The sequence below is a fragment of the Leifsonia sp. 10L418 genome, from assembly GCF_056395445.1.
On record NZ_JBFTJN010000002.1, the window covers coordinates 466873 to 483289 of the forward strand.

The following is a 16417-nucleotide window of genomic DNA, read 5'->3' on the forward strand; positions in this document are numbered from 1 at the left end:
TGGAGAGACGAGTACGACAAAACGAGCGTGGAGGGACCAGCCATGAGACACCTCGAAACCGTGATGGGCATCCCGATGTCGGTCGACATCCGCGATGCCGGTGGCCACTTCGTGGCCGTACGCGCCGCGTTCGACCTGCTCGCGGCCGCCGACCGGCGGTTCAGCTCGTATCGCAACGACAGCGAGGTGAGCGCCGTCAACCGCGGCCGCCTCACACCCGATCACTACAGCGACGAGTTGCGCGAGGTGCTCGCGCTGGGCGCACGGGCTCAGCGCGCCACACACGGCGCCTTCTCGCTGCGTCTGCCGGGCCAGAAGCTCGATACCGACGGCGTTGTCAAAGGGTGGGCCGTGCAGAATGCGGCAGACCTGTTGAGCGAGGCAGGCATCCGCGACTTCTGCTTCAACGCGGGTGGCGACATTGTCGTGCGAGGAGCTCCGGAAATCGGCGCGCTGTGGACGGTGGGAGTGCGCTCGCCGTGGAAAGCCGAGACGATGCTGACGACGCTGGCCGTCACTGACTGCGCGGTCGCGACATCCGGCACCTATGAGCGCGGCAACCACATCACCGACGGGCGCACCGGTTTGATCGCGCATGAGTTGGTCAGTGCCACGGTGATCTGCGCCGACCTCTGCACCGCGGACATCCTGGCCACCGCGGTCTGTGCGCTCGGCGTCGATGGCGTCGCCTGGGCTGTCGCAAATGGGGCGGATGCGGTCGTCGCGGTCACCCTCGATGGTCGCGTTCTGCAGGCGGGTGCGGTGCCGTTCGCAGCCTCGCGGGAAGAACGCCTAGGTGACGTCCTTCTTCCAGCTGGAGAAGTAACCGGCGATGCCGGCCGCCGCCGCATACGCCAACAGCACGAGCCCGCCCTGCCACCACTCGAGTGACGCGGCCGAGCTGGGCGCGCTCGCGACGGAGAAGAAGCTGGCGCCGACCAAGGCATCGGATGCGGCACCCGGCAGGTACTGGCCGATGCCGGCGGTGACCTCGGTGAACGAGGAGGCCAGCCGCAAGAGCGGTTCGACGAATTGGGTGAAGGCGAGCACGATCACGATCGTCGCGACCTGGTTGGGCACAAGAACGCCGAGCCCGACGCCGATCGTCGCCCAGAGCGCCATCGCCAGCACGGAGCGGCCGACGAGCGCCCAGGTCGCACTGTCGGCGAGTTGCGGGTCGATGCCGAAGCCATTCATCACGAGTGCGCCGATGCCGACGGATGCCGCCAGGGCGATCGCCCCGTAGACGGCGCCGACGACGAACATGCTCGTGCCCTTCGCGCCCAACACTCCGAGCCGCCGTGGGGTGGCCAAGAATGTGGGGGTGAGGGTCTGGTGCCGGAACTCACCCGTCGTGGCAAGCGCCCCGATCAAGACCGGGAACACATAGCCGACCGACGAGGCGAAGCTGTAGATGAGCGGGGGCAAGCTGTCGACGGGCGGGGCTCCACCGGGGGAGCCGGCCGCTCCGGGACCGATGGCCCCGGTGTTGATGCCGCCGAAGAGCGCGGCGAGACCGCCGGCGAGCAGCGCAATGTAGAAGAAGAGAACGAGCGCGAGGATCCACCACATCCGCGTGGTCAGGATCTTGGCGAATTCGGCGGAAATGGAGCGCAAAAAGACGATCACAGCGAGTCACCTCCGCCGACGAGTGCAAGGAACGAGTCTTCGAGACCCGATTTCTGCCGATGCAGAATATTGAGTTCGACCCCCGCCGCGAAGGCGAGATGGCCGATTCTGCCCGGATTGGCTTCGGCGACGAGCAGGCCGGTTCGACCGAGCGCGAAGGTGAGTCCGGCGGCGGAGAGGGCGGCGCCCAGAGCGTCGCGGTCGGGGGAGTCGACGATCACCTGCGGGGCGACCTCCGAGTCGAGACTCGAGAGCGTGCCCCGATGCACCAGGTGCCCCTTGGCAATGATCACGACGTCATCAACGCTCTGCTGAACCTCGGAAAGCAGGTGCGAGCTGACCAACACCGTGCGCCCTTCGGCGGCCATGGCGCGCAGGAACCCGCGGATCCACTTGATGCCTTCCGGGTCAAGGCCGTTGATCGGCTCGTCGAGCACCAGAACGCCCGGGTCGCCGAGCAGCGCGTAGGCAAGGCCGAGGCGCTGGCGCATTCCCAGCGAGTAGCCGCCGACGCGGCGGTGGGCGTAGTCGCCGAGCCCGACCAGGTGGAGCACCTCGGTCACCCGCAAGGAGGGAAGCCCGGCGGCGATGGCGTAGATGTTGAGGTGGTTGAAAGCCGTACGGCCCGGGTGAAAACTGGCCGCCTCGAGGGCCGCACCCACCGTGGCGAGAGGTTGGGGCAGGTCACGGTAGCGGATGCCGCCGAAGGTGGCAGTTCCGCTCGTGGGAGCGACGAGGCCGAGCAGAATGCGCAGCGTCGTCGTCTTGCCCGCCCCATTCGGGCCGAGAAATCCGGTGACCTTGCCGGGCTCGACGGTGAACGACAGATCGTTGACTGCGGCGACAGTGCCGAACTTCTTGGTGATGTTGCTGAACTCGATGACAGCGCCCGTCGGCATCCGTTTCCCCCTCGATCGTTGACACCACCCTAAGGGCGGCGGACGCGGGAGCACGGGAGGCGGGGCGGGGGTGCAGGCGAACGGATGCGCGCGGCGGAGTTCGGCTTGAGGTGCGCGGCGCGGGTCGAAAACCGCGACGCCGGTTGAATCCGACCCGCGTGGCGGTTTTCAACGCGCGTGGCGTCGCGGCTACGCCTTGGGGGCGACCGCTCGTGGAACTAGCATGGCGCTATGCCAGACGAGCGGGGAGTCGCCAGCGAAACTCCGGCGAGGAGCGAAACTCCGGCGAGGCAGCCGGTGCCGGAGGAGCTGCCGCCGGAGGAGCTGCCGCCGGAGGAGCTGCAGCCGGAGGAGCTGCCGCTGCGCGAGCCCGCCAAGGTTCAGGCCGGTGGGGGGCGCTCTGCGACGAGCTCAAGGCTCGACACATTCTTCTTCATCTTTGCCGGGGCTGCCTCGGTCTGGCTGGCGGTGCTCGTGTTCGAGGAGAGCTTCTCCTGGGGCTGGGGTGTGATCTGGGTCATTGTCATCTTCTGGGTGCTCAGCGCCTACCTGGTGTTGCCGCGCCTGCACCGCATCCTCACGCGCATCTACCTGCCCGACTACTTCATCGGGCGTGCCCGAACGAGCGACGGGCTGCTCGGCGACCCGGTCAACCTCGCGCTCACCGGCGCCGAAGATCAGCTGCATCAGATTCTGGCCGAGGCCGGGTGGACCCGCGCCGACGACATCACCGCCGCCTCGACCCGACGCATCATCACATCGACACTCACCCGCCGCAGTTATGACGAAGCCCCGGTGAGCCCCCTGTTGCTCTTCGATCGCCAGCAGGATTTCGCATACCAGCAGGAGGTGGCCGGAAACCCGGCGAAGCGGCACCACGTGCGGTTCTGGCGCTGCCCGGAAGGCTGGGCGCTGCCCGGAGGCGGCCGCGTCGATTGGCTCGCCGCCGGAACCTTCGACAAGAGCGTCGGGTTTTCGCTGTTCACCCTGCAGGTCACCCACAAGATCGATGAGAACACCGACATCGAGCGTGACCACATCGTGGCCAGCCTGAGCGCGGCGGATCCTGCGGTGAGCGTCGATGTGATCCGCGACTTCTCGACCGGCTACCACTCACGCAATGGCGGCGGCGACACAATCCAGACGGATGGCGACCTGCCCGTGATCAACCTGCGCGACGTCGTGGTGACGAATCCTTCGGTGCCAGTGCCGGCATCCGCTGCACGAAAGAAGCCACAGGCCATCGTCGTCGGTGCGGCGCTGATGGGCGCCCGGGTGCTCGCCGGGCTGCTCTTCATCGGCGTGACCAGCCTGAACTGGCGGCAAGTCGCCGATTCGCTCGAGGTCGACCTCAGCCAGTCGGGGGTCACGGGCACTGCCGCACAGGATCTGGTGCTTGCGAGCGTGCTCATCGTCTACGGGGTCGCCCTGCTGGTGGAGCTCACAGTGGCCTGGTTTGTGTTCATCGGACACAACTGGGCCAGGGTGGCGGCCATGGCGATGTCGACGATCAGTATCGTGATCCAACTCGCTAGCTCGATGACCGACGGGGTGGCGATCACGCTGCGCACGACCCTACCCAGCCTGGCGATCGACATCCTGATTCTGTTGGCCCTCTCGAGCACGGCCGCGCGAACCTACGCGCGTACCCGTCGCTAGCCCGTGCCCGTACCCGTGCCCGTACCCGTGCCCGTACCGCGAGAGAGATACCTCGAGAGACCTCGCGAAAGAGATCTAGATTGCGATGGCGTGCGTGGCGCACGCAGGAGGAGACGCCTCGACACACGTGGAGCAGACCACGAGCTGCTCGCGGCAGGAGAGATCGCGGCAGTTGAGCATATTCTTGGTGGGCTGCGCACACACCGCACAGCGGCCGATGACCTCGGTGTTGTCGCTGAAATCGACAGACATCCGCTGGTCGAAGACGTAGAGCGAGCCGTCCCAGAGGCCGCCGTCGCCGTAGGCCTCGCCGTAACGCACGATTCCGCCGTCGAGTTGGTAGACCTCGTCGAATCCGCGGGCCTTCATCAGCCCGCTGAGCACCTCGCAGCGGATGCCGCCGGTGCAGTAGGTGACGACGGGCTTGTCTTTGAGGTGGTCGTATTTGCCGCTGTCGAGTTCGGCTACGAAGTCGCGCGTGGTGGCGACATCCGGAACCACCGCGTTCTTGAACTTGCCGATCTCGGCCTCGAACGCGTTGCGACCGTCGAAGAAGACCACGTCGTCGCCGCGCTCGGCGACGAGTTCGTGCAATTCGGCGGGGGCCAGCTTCGTGCCGCCGCCGCGCACGCCCGTCTCATCGACCTGTAACTCGCCGGGAGCGCCGAAACTGACGATCTCATCGCGGACTTTGACGACCAGACGCGGAAAGTCGAGGCTGAGTCCGGCCTCGTCGAGCCCCGTGCCTTCGCTCCACTTGAAATCGATGTTCTTGAATGCCGGATAGTCGCGGGTCTTGCGCACATAGCGCTTGAGCGCGGGCAAGTCGCCGCCGAGGGTTCCGTTCAGGCCATCCTTCGAGATCAGGATGCGTCCGCGGAGGCCCAGTCCCTCACAGAGGTCGCGCTGCCAGAGTCGCACGGCGTCGGGGTCGGCGAGGGGTGCGAACACGTAATAGAGCAGAATCTTCGGGATGGCCACCCCGTCATTTTACGCGGCGCTGTCTGGGTGCCGGCGGGACGCATCCTCTCTCTCGTTCGTGCCTTGTTCGGCCCGCGAGTTGGCAGAGATGGCCCGTTCACGTGTGCGGAAGGGGCTATCTCCGGCAACTCGCGACCTGGCGGAGGTTCTGGCCTAGGCTGCTGGCTAAGTAGGAGGTTGACAATGACCGATGCAGACCCGCTCGCCCGATTCGGCGTGGTGCCACTCTTCAGTCTCACGAGCAGCGACCTGACCGACGGGCAACCGTTGGCGACCGCTCAGTACGGCGCGGGGTCCGGTGGAGAGGATCGATCCCCGGAGTTGAGTTGGTCGGGGTTCCCGGCGGCCACGAAGAGCTTCGCGCTCACCGCCTATGACCCGGATGCGCCGACCGGGTCGGGATTCTGGCACTGGGCGGTTTTCAACATTCCAGTCTCGGTGACGGCGCTGGCCGCCGGCGCCGGCAGCCCGAGAAGCCGGCTGTTGCCCGCCGAGGCGACGACCCTCCCGAACGAGACGCGACAGAGCAGCTTCGTCGGGGCCGGCCCGCCGGAGGGAACTGGGGTGCACGGCTACCAGTTCATCGTGCATGCGGTGGATGTGCCCCGCCTTCGGATCGATCCGGAGTCGACGCCCGCCGTCTTGGGGTTCAATCTGCACTTTCATACGCTTGCACGTGCGGTGCTGACCGGAACCGGGGAATTCAGTCCGGGCCGCGGTCGCTGAACCGCGCTGACCCTCGCCGGTCGCCGCCCGTTCCCAGCTTCAGCGGGGTCTCCTCTCAGCGCCTGCACGGATGCGAGTCGTATTGTTGAGGGAATGTCAGAAATGCTTCTCGCCCCACTCCTTGCTCCCGCAGCACCCCGCACTCCGTCAAAGTGGACGGGTTTGTCACGGGTTCCGGTGTGGGCGTGGAAGGCGCTGATGCTGCGGCTTGAGCCCGGAGAACTGCACAAGTTCAACGCGGAGCCGATCGACACCGTCGACTACCACTTCGACATCGACTACGTGGGTGACGGCATCCGTGATCACAAGCTTGACGTTCTGGTTCCGCACGATCTGACCGAGCCGCTTCCCGTCTACATCTACTTTCACGGCGGTGGCTGGACGTCGGGCGACAAGGCCCCGCTCACCAAGTACGCCGCCAGTCAGGCGCAGGACGGCATGGTCGTCGTCAACGTCAACTACCGCATGGCCGGCCGCTTTCACTTCAAGCACATGCTCGAGGACGGAAACTCGGTGCTCGACTGGGTGGCGCGCAACATCGCCGAGTTCGGTGGGGACGCCACGCGCATCATCCTTGGCGGAGACTCGGCCGGCGGGCACATTGCCGCGCTCCTGACCGCGACGGCCTTCGACGACGACCTCGCCGCTCACTACGATATCCGCCCTCAGGTCGACAAGCAGCACCTGCGCGGACTCGTGCAGCACTGCAGCATGGCCGACTTCTCGGTGATCTTCGACCGCGGCTTCATCCTCAGTCGCAATTTCTTGCGGATGCTGATTCCAGGCGGCGGTCGCGGACAGTCGCTGAAGGCGGCCTCCCGGTTCTTGTCCCCGATCGAATGGCTCGACAAGGGATTCCCTCCCGTGTTCCTGACCACATCGGAACGAGACTTCTTCTACCAGTCGAACATGAACTTCGTCGAGGCGATGCGCCGGCGTGCGCTTCCCATCGACACCTTGATCTACTCGCGCGACCGGGTGAATGCCAAGCACACCTGGCAGCAGGATTCGAAGCATCCTGAATCGCAGGAGGTCTACCGGCGTCTCGGCGTCTTCGTGCGTCGTGTGGCCGCCGGCCCTTCAGCTGCGTTGTCGACCGCCGCGCAGCCGGCCTAGGACTTCGCGCCGGTAACGGCCAGCACGCCACCGAGGCCGATCATCATGACGCCGCCGGTCGCCGAGAGGCCTTCCATGCGCTTCGGTGATTTGGCGAACCAGTCGCGTGCGGAGCCGGCGGCCAGCGCCCAGACGCTGTCGCCCAGCAGGGCGAGCACGACGAAGACGAGCCCCAGCGTTGCAAGCTGCATCGGCACGGCGCCGGCCTGGTAGTCGACGAACTGCGGCAGCACGGCCACGAAGAACACCAGTGACTTGGGGTTGGTCACGCCGACCACGAACCCTTCGGCGAGCAGACGCCACTTCGACTTGCGGGTCACGCTGACCCCGATATCGGTGGCGGCCGTGCGTCGGTGGCGGATGGCCTGCACTCCGAGGTAGACGATGTAGGCGGCACCGGCGAACTTGATGATCGTGAAGAGCACGATCGATTGGGTGACGATCACGCCGAGGCCGAGCGCAACGGCAGCGACAGCGGGCAGCAGGCCGAGCGCGTTGCCGAGCACACTGAGAAAGCCGCCGATGCGGCCGAGAGCCAACGAGCGCCCGATCACGAAGAGCACTGACGGGCCGGGAAGTGCGATGAGCGCGATGGATGCCAGTGAAAAGGCCAGAAGGTTGGTCAAGGGAACCATGGCAGAACGTTACTCCACCTTCGGATTCTCGTCACGCATCCGCTCCGCTCGGGACCTTCTCAGAAATCGAGCATCGCCAAGTCGCGCCGGAACTGCTTGACTGGCGTTTCGAGTACCGCTGTCATTGACGCAGTCGTCAGTGGCGATGATCGTCTCGAGAGTGAGGGGAGATCATGACCAACGTCACGACCGACGACGCCGCCCAGCCGGTGATCTACAAAGGGTTGGCCGGTGTTCCGGTTGACTACACCGCGATCTCCAAGGTGAATTCCGAGACGAATTCGCTGCTCTACCGTGGCTACGCCGTGCAGGATCTCGCGGCGAACTGCAGTTTCGAGGAGGTGGCCTACCTGCTCTGGCAGGGGGAACTGCCCGATGAGCGGCAGCTGGCCGAGTTCGAGACCCGTGAGCGAACGCTCCGGCACCTGGACCACGTGGTGCGCCGGGTGATCGACGAACTTCCGACGACCGCGCATCCGATGGACGTCTTGCGCACCGCGGTCAGCGTGATCGGCGCGCGTGACCCCTCTGCGGCGGATGCTTCGCCCGAGGCCAACCTGGACAAGGCGATGCGTCTCTACGCCCAGTTGCCGTCCATCGTGGCCTACGACCAACGGCGTCGTCATGGCCTGGATCTGGTCGAGCCGCGTGATGACCTCAGCTATTCGGCGAATTTTCTGTTCATGGTCTTCGGTGAAGTCGCCGATCTCGAGGTGGTGAACGCCTTCGATGTGTCGATGATTCTCTATGCCGAGCACTCGTTCAACGCCTCCACCTTCACCGCCCGGGTGATCACCTCGACACTGTCCGACCTCTACTCAGCCGTGACCGGTGCGATCGGTGCGCTCAAGGGCCCCCTGCACGGTGGCGCGAACGAGGCGGTCATGCACACCTTCGAGGAGATCAAGACTGCCGACCGGGTGAGCGCCTGGCTCGACGACGCCCTCGCGAACAAGCACAAGATCATGGGCTTCGGCCACCGGGTGTACAAGCACGGTGACTCTCGAGTGCCGACCATGCGCGCCTCGATGGAGTCGATGCTCGTGCACTTCGACCGACCCGATCTGCTCGATCTTTATGTCGAGTTGGAGGCCGAAATGGGCGCGCGCAAGAACATCCAGCCCAATCTTGACTACCCGGCAGGCCCGACCTATCACGTGATGGGATTCGACACTCTGACCTTCACCCCGCTCTTCGTCGCGAGCCGGGTGGTCGGCTGGACCGCGCACGTGATCGAGCAATTGGCCGCCAACGCGTTGATTCGCCCACTGTCGGTCTACAACGGGGTGCCGCAGCGGGAGTTGCCGGCGCGGGAACGGCAGGAGTAGCTCGGGAACGGCAGGAGTAGTCAGGCCGGACCGGTGATCGAGAACGTGCGGTGATTGAGCGCGCTTATTGGTGGAGGAGCGTGCGGCAGCGAGCGACTCGAGACCGCCGCACGGGTTACCGGCTCAGTTAGAACGGCGGGGTTCCGTCGTCGGGGAGCGTGCTGGGCCCGATGCGGTGTTCGGGTTCGGTCGTGTAGAGGTGGCCGGTCGGTGAGGTCCAGGTGATGGTGCCGGTGTCGTCTTGCACGTAGGTCCAGCCGATTTCGTGTTTGTCGCGGTGGTTCTTCGGGCAGAGTGAGGCCAGGTTGGTGAGGTTCGTTTCGCCGCGGTGGCCGTTCTCCCAAAACGGGATCGAGTGGTCGATGTCGCAGTCCGCGGCGGCCCGGCTGCACCCGGGTGACCGGCAGGTCGCGTCCCGGAGCCGCAGTGCCGCCCGCAGGTCGGCCGGTGGGGTGTAGCGGTCGCGGCCGACGGAGAGGAACGCCCCGGTTTCGGGGTTGGTGAGCACCCGCAGCCAGCCGGGTGCGCTGCCGGCAAGTTCCCGGGCGGTGTCGAGGTCGATCGGCCCGTACCCTTCGAGCACCGGGGGTTCGTCGCTGCGGCCGAGCAGGGTCAACGCGGGGACCAGGATCACGACGTCCGCCTTGATGCCGCGGCGACGCTTCCGGCGGCTCCGGCCGGTGCCGGTTGCCGCCGCGTCATCCCCGGCGCCGTCGTCGTCGGTTTCGTTCCCGTCATCGCCATCGTCGGCCGTGTCCCGGTCGAGGATCAGGTCGGCGAGCACATCCGCCTTCAACTGGGTGAGGGTGCGCGGTTCGTCCGCCCGTTGCAAGCCGCGGGCGGTGTTGGTCAGCCGGGTGCAGATTGCCTGCGCCTGCCCGGCGGGCAGGAACGCGTTGAGGTAGGCCATTCCGTCGGCGGCCGGTTCGAAGAACACCGCCCGGTCCGCGACACTTTTCTGATGCCGGGCCGTGATCGATTCCGGGTCCAACCGCTCCCGGGCCTTGCGGGTCTTCTGCGCGAACCGGGACACGATCAGGTTCCCGGCACCGGGCAACACCGCCTTCTCCAGCGCGGCCCGGTCCTCCGGACTGAGCGTGAACGTCTGGTCGGCCAGCACGGTGGCGTGCCGGTAACTGATCTGCCCGGCCTGCAACGCGGCGAACGTATCCGGCAGCGAGTGAATGAGCGCCTGGCCGATCGCGATCTGCGTCTCCATCGTGCGTTCCGGCACCCGCAACGCGCAGGCGAGTTCGGTCACGAGTACTCGCCGGTTCGCCCAGCGCTGCCGCAGGGTCGACTCGGTCACCGGGAGGGTGGTCAGGTTCTCGCTCATAAGCCGTGCCCGGTCGATGGCGACGGCGGTCTCGGCGGCCAGCACGGCCTGCCTGCGGTGCAGTTCGGCGACGAGATCGACCTGTTCGCCGAGACGATCCAACAACGGGTTCATACCCTGAAGTCTTCCAGGCACCACCGACATCGCACCGACACGAAAGGCCTGTTGACCGGGGGTTGTGGACAACTTTCAGAACCGGCGCCTGTGGAGGACGGGTCGACGAGAGGGCCGAGTCTGAAGGCCGGGTCACGGGGTCTCGACAGGCTCGACCACCGTCGCGGCACGTGCCCGCGAAGCCAGCGCGGGCTATCCCGCTGGGCGCGCAGTAGACACCGCGCCCACGGGGATACCCCGCGCCCAGATCGGGTAACGGCTTCAAGGTCAACTCACGCGGTCTCGACAGGCTCGACCACCGAGCTCGACCACCGAGAGGGGAGCACTGGCGCGTCAGCCCGAGGGCCGCCGCCGTTGTCGAGACCCTGCAATTTCGTGGGCGACGCACGGCGGATGTCTGTGGCAGACGGCAAGAGACGTGCCGTCTGCGAGCGCTGGCCCTAGCATCGCAGAGTGCATATGTTCTTCCGAACCCTCCTTCACATGTTCCTCTCGCGATTCGGCCCGCGCCTGGGCCGCTATGACGTGGCCCGCACCAAGTTCGTCACCCTGCCCACCGACCAGGACATCCTGCGCCACATGAACAACGGCGTGTACCTGTCGATCATGGACGTCGCCCGCTTCGACATGCTGATGCGCAACGGCGTCTGGGATATCTTCAAGCAGCGCGGCTGGTACCCGGTCGTGGTCAGCGAGACGATCAGTTTTCGGAAGTCCTTGCAGATGTGGCAGAAGTTCACCATCGAGTCGCGCATCCTCGGCTACGACGCGAAGGCCGTCTACGTCGAGCATCGATTCGTGCGCCCGGATGCCGACGGCAAGCCCGAGATCTATGCGCAGGGTTTCATCCGTGGCCGGTTTCTGAAGCGCGGCGGCGGAGTCGTCACGATCGACGAACTTCTCGATGCGGTCGGTGAGCCACCCGAGTCGGTGACGGTTCCGGAATGGCTGCTCGAATGGAGCGATGATGTCACATTGCCTCCGACGCGTGCCGCGGCGCCGAGCGTCTGGAACTAGGCCCGTCTGAAACTAGGCCGACTTGCTCGGAACGATGAGTTCCTTGTAGTACTGCGCATGGGCCGGGTAGTAGTGCTCCCACTCGGGCAGCGGTGCACCGGCCCTGGCCGCAATAAGCCGGTCGAGGTAGTAGTCCCAGCCCGGTCCGACCGTCGCGGCCTCCGCTGGGGTGCGCAGTCGCTGACCGAGGGTCAGGGTGGTCATATGGGCACCTTCGACCAGGTGCACCAGCAGCCGCCAGGCGTCATCCCCGGTGCCGAAGTCGCACGAGAAACGGTGCGGCGCGTCGCACTCCAGAATGCTCACGTACTCCCAGGCGGCATCGTCTTCGGCCGTCATCAAGAATTTGACGGCCCCGGTGATCGGGGAGCCCGTGTACGTTCCGATCCACTTCTCGAGCTCAGCCGGATGGGTCACGCTCCACCAGACATCCTCGATCGGTGCCTGAAACAACCGGTCGAGCATGAGATAGAGCCCATCGGGGCGGTGGGACAGGCGTCCGGTTGGCTTGGTTGACATTGCGACCTCCACAGTGAGCGGAACACGAGTCGACTCTGCGGTCGACTACTTCGAGGCTAAGCCTCTTTGCCCTGCGGGGCCAGAGAAATCGCCCGTGTGCGGTGAGCCGTCAGGAGCGAATCGCGGCCAGTCGCATCCGCAAGCCGGCGACGAAGCACGAGCGAGGGCTGTGGGATTGCCATTTTTTGCTCATGAACTTCAGAGTCATATGAGCCTGAAGTTCATTAGCGAAAAAGGCACCCCTCCGCGACGCGAGGCTGTTCATTCGACGAGATCAGGAATCTTCCGGGCCGCCAGGCGTTGGGTGTGATGATCCCCTTCGAAAGGAACCCCATGACAGTTGTCGTCACCGGAGCCACAGGCCAGCTCGGTCGTCTCATCGTCAAATCGCTTCTCGCCCGTGGAGCAGAGCCGACAAGCATCGTGGCGGCCGGACGCCAGGCCGACAAGCTTGCCGCACTGGCCGAACTCGGGGTCGCGACGGCGAGCATCGACTACTCTGACGAGGCGAGTTTGGCCGCAGCATTCGCCGGTGCCGACACCGTGATGCTGGTCTCCGGCAGCGAGCTGGGTCAGCGCGTCGCTCAGCACGCCGCGGTGATCGCTGCAGCGGAGGTGGCCGGAGTCAGCCGCATCGTCTACACGAGCGCCCCGCGGGCCGACACCTCCACCCTCGTCCTGGCCCCTGAGCACAAGGCGACCGAAGCACTGATTCGAGCCTCGGGTCTCGACTTCACCATCTTGCGAAACGGTTGGTATTCCGAAAACTACCTCGGCATGCTCGACCAGTCCGACGCCAGCGGTGAGATCTCCGTGAGCGTTGGTGACGGCCGGGTCGCCAGCGCCAGCCGGGCGGATTATGCGGATGCTGCGGCGGTTGTGCTTCTCGGCGAGGGCCACTACGGCGCCGTCTACGAGCTCTCGGGAGACGTGGCCTGGAACTTCAGCGACCTCGCCGCCGCATTCAGCGACATTCTCGGGCGCGACATTCCGTTTCGAGCGATCAGCACGGACGAGCACATCGAGGAGATGACGGCCGCCGGTCTGCCGCCAGAAGCCGTGCAGTTCATCGCGGTTCTCGACGCCAACATCCGTGACGGCGTGCTTGCCGAGACCTCGGGTGACCTCGCCCGGCTGATCGGTCGACCGACGACACCGCTCCTGCAGGGACTGCGCACGGCCAGAGGCATACTGGTCGGATGAGCCCTGCCGCAGTCCCGTCTGGCCTGAGTCTTCTCGATCCCGCGTTCGAACGCTGGGATCTGACGCCAGACGGGACGCCGTTCACGACGCCCAGCAGCCTGCTTGCGCCGGTGCGCCGTGCCGACGGCACCCCGGCCATGCTCAAGCGGGCACTCGTGGCGGAGGAGGAGCGCGGCAATCGGGTGATGGTGTGGTGGAGCGGTGCGGGTTCCGCTGCAGCTGCGGTGTTCGAACACGACGATTCGACGATTCTGCTTGAGCGGGCGACGGGGCGGCGATCGCTGGCGGCGATGGCCGAGGGCGACGACGATGCGGCCACCCGCATCCTGTGCCAGACCATTGCTCGACTTCACTCGACGTCGATTCCGGCGCAGCTCCCGGGCTCGCCGCGTGTGACGAGTGGGTTGCCGACGCTCACCGAATGGTTCGCCGATCTGCTCAATCACGGCGAGCAGCGCGGTGGCGTCGTTGCTCGGGCGGCGGCCGACGCGCGCGTGTTGCTGGCGGATCAGCGCCGAACCGTCGTGCTTCACGGTGACGTGCATCATGGCAACGTGCTCGACTTCGGCGCTGCCGGGTGGTTGGCGATCGATCCGAAAGGCATCGTCGGCGACCCGGTCTTCGACTATCTCAACTTGTTCTGCAACCCGACGCCAGAACTGGCGGTGCGGCCCGGACGGGTGGCCGGGCAACTGCCAGCGGTGGCGGATGCGGCGGGGTGCGACCCCGAGACGCTGTTGCGCTGGTTGCGCGCCTGGTGTGCGCTCTCGGCGACCTGGAGTGAACTCGACGGGCTTCCCGCCGATCACGTGCTCGCGGTGGGCGCCGAAGCGGAGCGCTTGCTTGGTAACCGGTGATCGAGCCTGTCGAGATCTGGTGAGCCGATCTTCAACCGATACCCGGCTTCAGAGGTCGGCCTGCATGGTCTCGACAAGCTCGACCAACGGGAAGGCTCGACCAACGGGAACGCTAGACCGCCGCGTCAGTTCGAATGCCGAAGAGCGGATGCGCCGGCGTGCTTGAGGCCAGCTCCGTGAAGCCGAGCCGGCGGTAGAACGCAATCGCCGCGACGTTGGTCGGTGCGACTCCGAGGTGCACCGCCCCGACGCCGCGCTCGCGCAGCGCGGCGAGAATTGTTCGGATCAGCTCCCGGCCGAAGCCCTGCCCCTGCAGCGAAGGCATCAGGTTGATGTGCAGGTGGGCCGGAAACTCGTCGAGCTCGGCGATGAGCATGTTCTCGGGGCGATAGCCGCGGTCGGTCATCTCCTCGGCGACGCTCAGCACGGAGCCCGTCGGTTCGGTGCCCTGCTGGTCGGTGCCCGACTGCCCAGCCGCCGCCGGGCGCGCGTGACGTTCGGCAAATCCCGGCAGCCATTCGGCGCGGTAGCGCTCGATGAACCGTCGGGTATCGGCGGTGGCAACCACGTAGCCCTCGACCCTGCGGTCGGTGTCGACGACGAACGACAGCTCCGGTTCAAGTGCGAGGTACGGCCCGACGTAGATCTCGGCGACGACCGTGTCGTCGAGGTACAGACCGGTGGCGTCGGTGCCGGCATTGCCGGTGAGCAGGCAGACGCGGTAGGCATCCGCCCGATCCTCAGCACGGGCGAGACGGATGCGGCCGGCTGGCCGGGTCAGTGAGGTGACGACTGCTCGCTGCGTTCGAGGGTGCCGATTGTGTTGTCGTCGGCGTCGTGGAGCGTCATCGTTGACCCGTTCACCGTGCCGGTGGTGGCGAGGTTCAACCAGGTGTCGACGCCTTCGCACGCCATCATGGTCGAGGCGAGTTCGCTGAACTCGACGGTGTCGCCGTCTTGAGTCCAGGTGCCCATCAGGCGGTTGCAGCCGTCGGTGCCACTCAGCGCGCCGCCCTCGGCCAGGTCGAGCGACGGCTCGCCCTGCACGTCGACCTTGCCCCAGGAACCCGTCGCATCGTCACCGGCGCCGCCGGCGTTCGTGGCGCAGCCGCTCAGCGCGAAGGCGAGGGCGGCGATGGCGGTCAAGCTCAAAACTTTGCGCATGTGAAGGATCCCCAATCGAAGTGACGCCTTGCCGTGCTGATCATCCGCAACGGCTCACAGTCAGACCTGTTCGTTGTAACTTACACCGGGCATCCGGCCGATGTCTCGTGGCGCGACGCCTACGCGCCGGCGACGGCCGGTGCGGCCACCCGGGCCACCGCATCCGCCAACGCCGCACGCACGGCGAGAACGCCGGGGCGGTCCGCGCTCGAACGCCGCGCCGAGGTGAAGACCGTGCGCTCCGGGCGACCCGGCAGATCGACGAGGTGCACGCTCGGCCGGGCACCGGCCCAGACGAGGTCGGGCAGGATGCCGACGGCATTGCCCGATTCGATCAGCCGGATGTGAGCGATCAGGTCGGCGGTCTCGAAGCGCACGTCGGGCTCGAAGCCGGCCGACCGGCACAGCTGCATCGCCCAGTGCCTGGAGGCGGTGTCGGCCGGCTCCATCACCCAGGGAAGAGTCGCCGCGTCGGTGAGGGAGGTGACCGGGCGGGACGTGTGAGCGGGCGTCTCCGGCCGAGTCGCCGCGGGCGAGACGGCGAGCCGGAGCGCATCCGTCGCCAGTGGAACGCGGTCGAGATCGGGCCGAAGCTGACGGGTGGTGCCGGGGTATTGCTCGGCGATGACCAGGTCGAAGTCGCGGGCCGAGACCTCGAACAGGCCCAGCTCCGGCTCTCGCTCAGTGATTTCGACGCGCAGATCGGGGTAATCGGTGGCGAGCAGGGTGAGTGCCTGCGGGATGACGGCGTGCGCGGCCGACTGGAAGACGGCGACGCGTACGGTTCCCGACACGGTGGTGAGGGACGCCGTCACCTCGGCCTCGGCGAGTTCGAGTCGCTCGAGCACGAGCGCGGTGTGCGCCACGAGGATCTCGGCCTGCGGAGTGAGCTGCACGCGCCGACCGACCTTCTGCAACAGCGGAACGCCGACCTCTTTCTCGAGCAGGGCGAGCTGCTGCGAGACGGCCGAGGGGCTGTAGGCGAGGGCGTCGGCGACGCCGGCGAGCGTGCCCCGGATCTTGAGTTCGCGCAGCAGGCGCAACCGTCGCACATCAAGCATCGTCGCTCGCTTTCTTGCCGCACGGGGCGCGGCCTCCTGGTCGGATGCGACGCTGTGACCAGCGCCGTGACATCCATCAATTCTGCTAACCATTATCGTTCAGAAAGATTCGCTTTTGCTTCATGAATGAGGGCGTCAGACTGAGATCAGCACCGCCCTACCCGCTGCCTCAG

The 16417-nt window shown here is 66.3% G+C and carries 17 protein-coding genes; 8 read left to right on the plus strand and 9 right to left on the minus strand.

The window, feature by feature from the left end; translation table 11 throughout:
• The first annotated feature begins 42 nt into the window (after window positions 1-42).
• On the plus strand, window positions 43-891 hold the full coding sequence (locus tag AC1DCF_RS05630; protein WP_477210166.1) for an FAD:protein FMN transferase: 849 nt from the start codon (window positions 43-45) through the stop codon (window positions 889-891).
• Here AC1DCF_RS05630 and AC1DCF_RS05635 read toward each other — a convergent pair.
• Complete coding sequence (locus tag AC1DCF_RS05635) at window positions 793-1629, minus strand: ABC transporter permease (protein ID WP_477210167.1); 837 nt, start codon at window positions 1627-1629, stop codon at window positions 793-795. The genes AC1DCF_RS05630 and AC1DCF_RS05635 overlap by 99 nt on opposite strands.
• Window positions 1626-2528: an ABC transporter ATP-binding protein gene (locus AC1DCF_RS05640; protein ID WP_477210168.1), complete on the minus strand. Its 903-nt coding sequence runs from the start codon at window positions 2526-2528 to the stop codon at window positions 1626-1628. Before AC1DCF_RS05640 ends, AC1DCF_RS05635 begins: the two co-directional genes overlap by 4 nt.
• 231 nt (window positions 2529-2759) lie before the next feature.
• Here AC1DCF_RS05640 and AC1DCF_RS05645 point away from each other — a divergent pair, with 231 nt between their 5' ends.
• Window positions 2760-4187 (plus strand): LssY C-terminal domain-containing protein, encoded by a 1428-nt coding sequence (locus AC1DCF_RS05645; protein WP_477210169.1) that lies wholly within the window; start codon window positions 2760-2762, stop codon window positions 4185-4187.
• 75 nt (window positions 4188-4262) lie between these two features.
• On the opposite strand, the gene trhO is transcribed toward AC1DCF_RS05645, so the two are convergent.
• Window positions 4263-5168 (minus strand): oxygen-dependent tRNA uridine(34) hydroxylase TrhO, encoded by a 906-nt coding sequence (gene trhO / locus AC1DCF_RS05650; protein WP_477210170.1) that lies wholly within the window; start codon window positions 5166-5168, stop codon window positions 4263-4265.
• A 183-nt stretch (window positions 5169-5351) separates the two neighbouring features.
• Here trhO and AC1DCF_RS05655 point away from each other — a divergent pair, with 183 nt between their 5' ends.
• Together AC1DCF_RS05655 and AC1DCF_RS05660 are read left to right on the plus strand one after the other, a co-directional pair.
• The gene (locus AC1DCF_RS05655; protein WP_477210171.1) at window positions 5352-5894 is read left to right on the plus strand and encodes a YbhB/YbcL family Raf kinase inhibitor-like protein; all 543 of its coding nucleotides are present in this window, start codon (window positions 5352-5354) and stop codon (window positions 5892-5894) included.
• 93 nt (window positions 5895-5987) lie between these two features.
• A complete protein-coding gene (locus AC1DCF_RS05660; RefSeq protein WP_477210172.1) occupies window positions 5988-7010 on the plus strand; it encodes an alpha/beta hydrolase in 1023 nt (340 codons plus the stop codon).
• Here AC1DCF_RS05660 and AC1DCF_RS05665 read toward each other — a convergent pair.
• Window positions 7007-7645 carry a LysE family translocator gene (locus AC1DCF_RS05665; protein ID WP_441789391.1) on the minus strand — a complete coding sequence of 213 codons (639 nt, stop codon included), beginning with the start codon at window positions 7643-7645 and terminating at the stop codon, window positions 7007-7009. The genes AC1DCF_RS05660 and AC1DCF_RS05665 overlap by 4 nt on opposite strands.
• Before the next feature lie 173 nt (window positions 7646-7818).
• Here AC1DCF_RS05665 and AC1DCF_RS05670 point away from each other — a divergent pair, with 173 nt between their 5' ends.
• Entirely contained in the window at window positions 7819-8973 is a 1155-nt protein-coding gene (locus AC1DCF_RS05670; protein WP_477210173.1) for a bifunctional 2-methylcitrate synthase/citrate synthase, read from the plus strand.
• Between the two features lie 127 nt (window positions 8974-9100).
• Here AC1DCF_RS05670 and AC1DCF_RS05675 read toward each other — a convergent pair whose 3' ends face one another.
• Entirely contained in the window at window positions 9101-10423 is a 1323-nt protein-coding gene (locus AC1DCF_RS05675; RefSeq protein ID WP_477210174.1) for an HNH endonuclease signature motif containing protein, read from the minus strand.
• Between the two features lie 483 nt (window positions 10424-10906).
• Here AC1DCF_RS05675 and AC1DCF_RS05680 point away from each other — a divergent pair, with 483 nt between their 5' ends.
• Window positions 10907-11440, plus strand: coding sequence for a thioesterase family protein (locus tag AC1DCF_RS05680; protein WP_477210175.1), 534 nt, complete (start codon window positions 10907-10909; stop codon window positions 11438-11440).
• A 12-nt stretch (window positions 11441-11452) separates the two neighbouring features.
• Here the strand turns inward: AC1DCF_RS05680 and AC1DCF_RS05685 are convergent, their stop codons facing one another.
• Window positions 11453-11959: an SRPBCC domain-containing protein gene (locus AC1DCF_RS05685; protein ID WP_477210176.1), complete on the minus strand. Its 507-nt coding sequence runs from the start codon at window positions 11957-11959 to the stop codon at window positions 11453-11455.
• Between the two features lie 333 nt (window positions 11960-12292).
• Here AC1DCF_RS05685 and AC1DCF_RS05690 point away from each other — a divergent pair, with 333 nt between their 5' ends.
• Window positions 12293-13162 (plus strand): NAD(P)H-binding protein, encoded by an 870-nt coding sequence (locus AC1DCF_RS05690; RefSeq protein ID WP_477210177.1) that lies wholly within the window; start codon window positions 12293-12295, stop codon window positions 13160-13162.
• Window positions 13159-14019 (plus strand): aminoglycoside phosphotransferase family protein, encoded by an 861-nt coding sequence (locus AC1DCF_RS05695; RefSeq protein WP_477210178.1) that lies wholly within the window; start codon window positions 13159-13161, stop codon window positions 14017-14019. The genes AC1DCF_RS05690 and AC1DCF_RS05695 overlap by 4 nt, the downstream gene beginning before the upstream one ends.
• A 112-nt stretch (window positions 14020-14131) precedes the next feature.
• On the opposite strand, the gene AC1DCF_RS05700 is transcribed toward AC1DCF_RS05695, so the two are convergent.
• From AC1DCF_RS05700 to AC1DCF_RS05710, 3 genes are all read right to left on the minus strand, one after another.
• On the minus strand, window positions 14132-14425 hold the full coding sequence (locus tag AC1DCF_RS05700) for a GNAT family N-acetyltransferase (RefSeq protein ID WP_477210545.1): 294 nt from the start codon (window positions 14423-14425) through the stop codon (window positions 14132-14134).
• Between the two features lie 371 nt (window positions 14426-14796).
• On the minus strand, window positions 14797-15183 hold the full coding sequence (locus AC1DCF_RS05705) for an META domain-containing protein (RefSeq protein ID WP_477210179.1): 387 nt from the start codon (window positions 15181-15183) through the stop codon (window positions 14797-14799).
• A gap of 119 nt (window positions 15184-15302) precedes the next feature.
• Window positions 15303-16244: a LysR family transcriptional regulator gene (locus AC1DCF_RS05710; protein ID WP_477210180.1), complete on the minus strand. Its 942-nt coding sequence runs from the start codon at window positions 16242-16244 to the stop codon at window positions 15303-15305.
• Window positions 16245-16417: the final 173 nt, after the last annotated feature.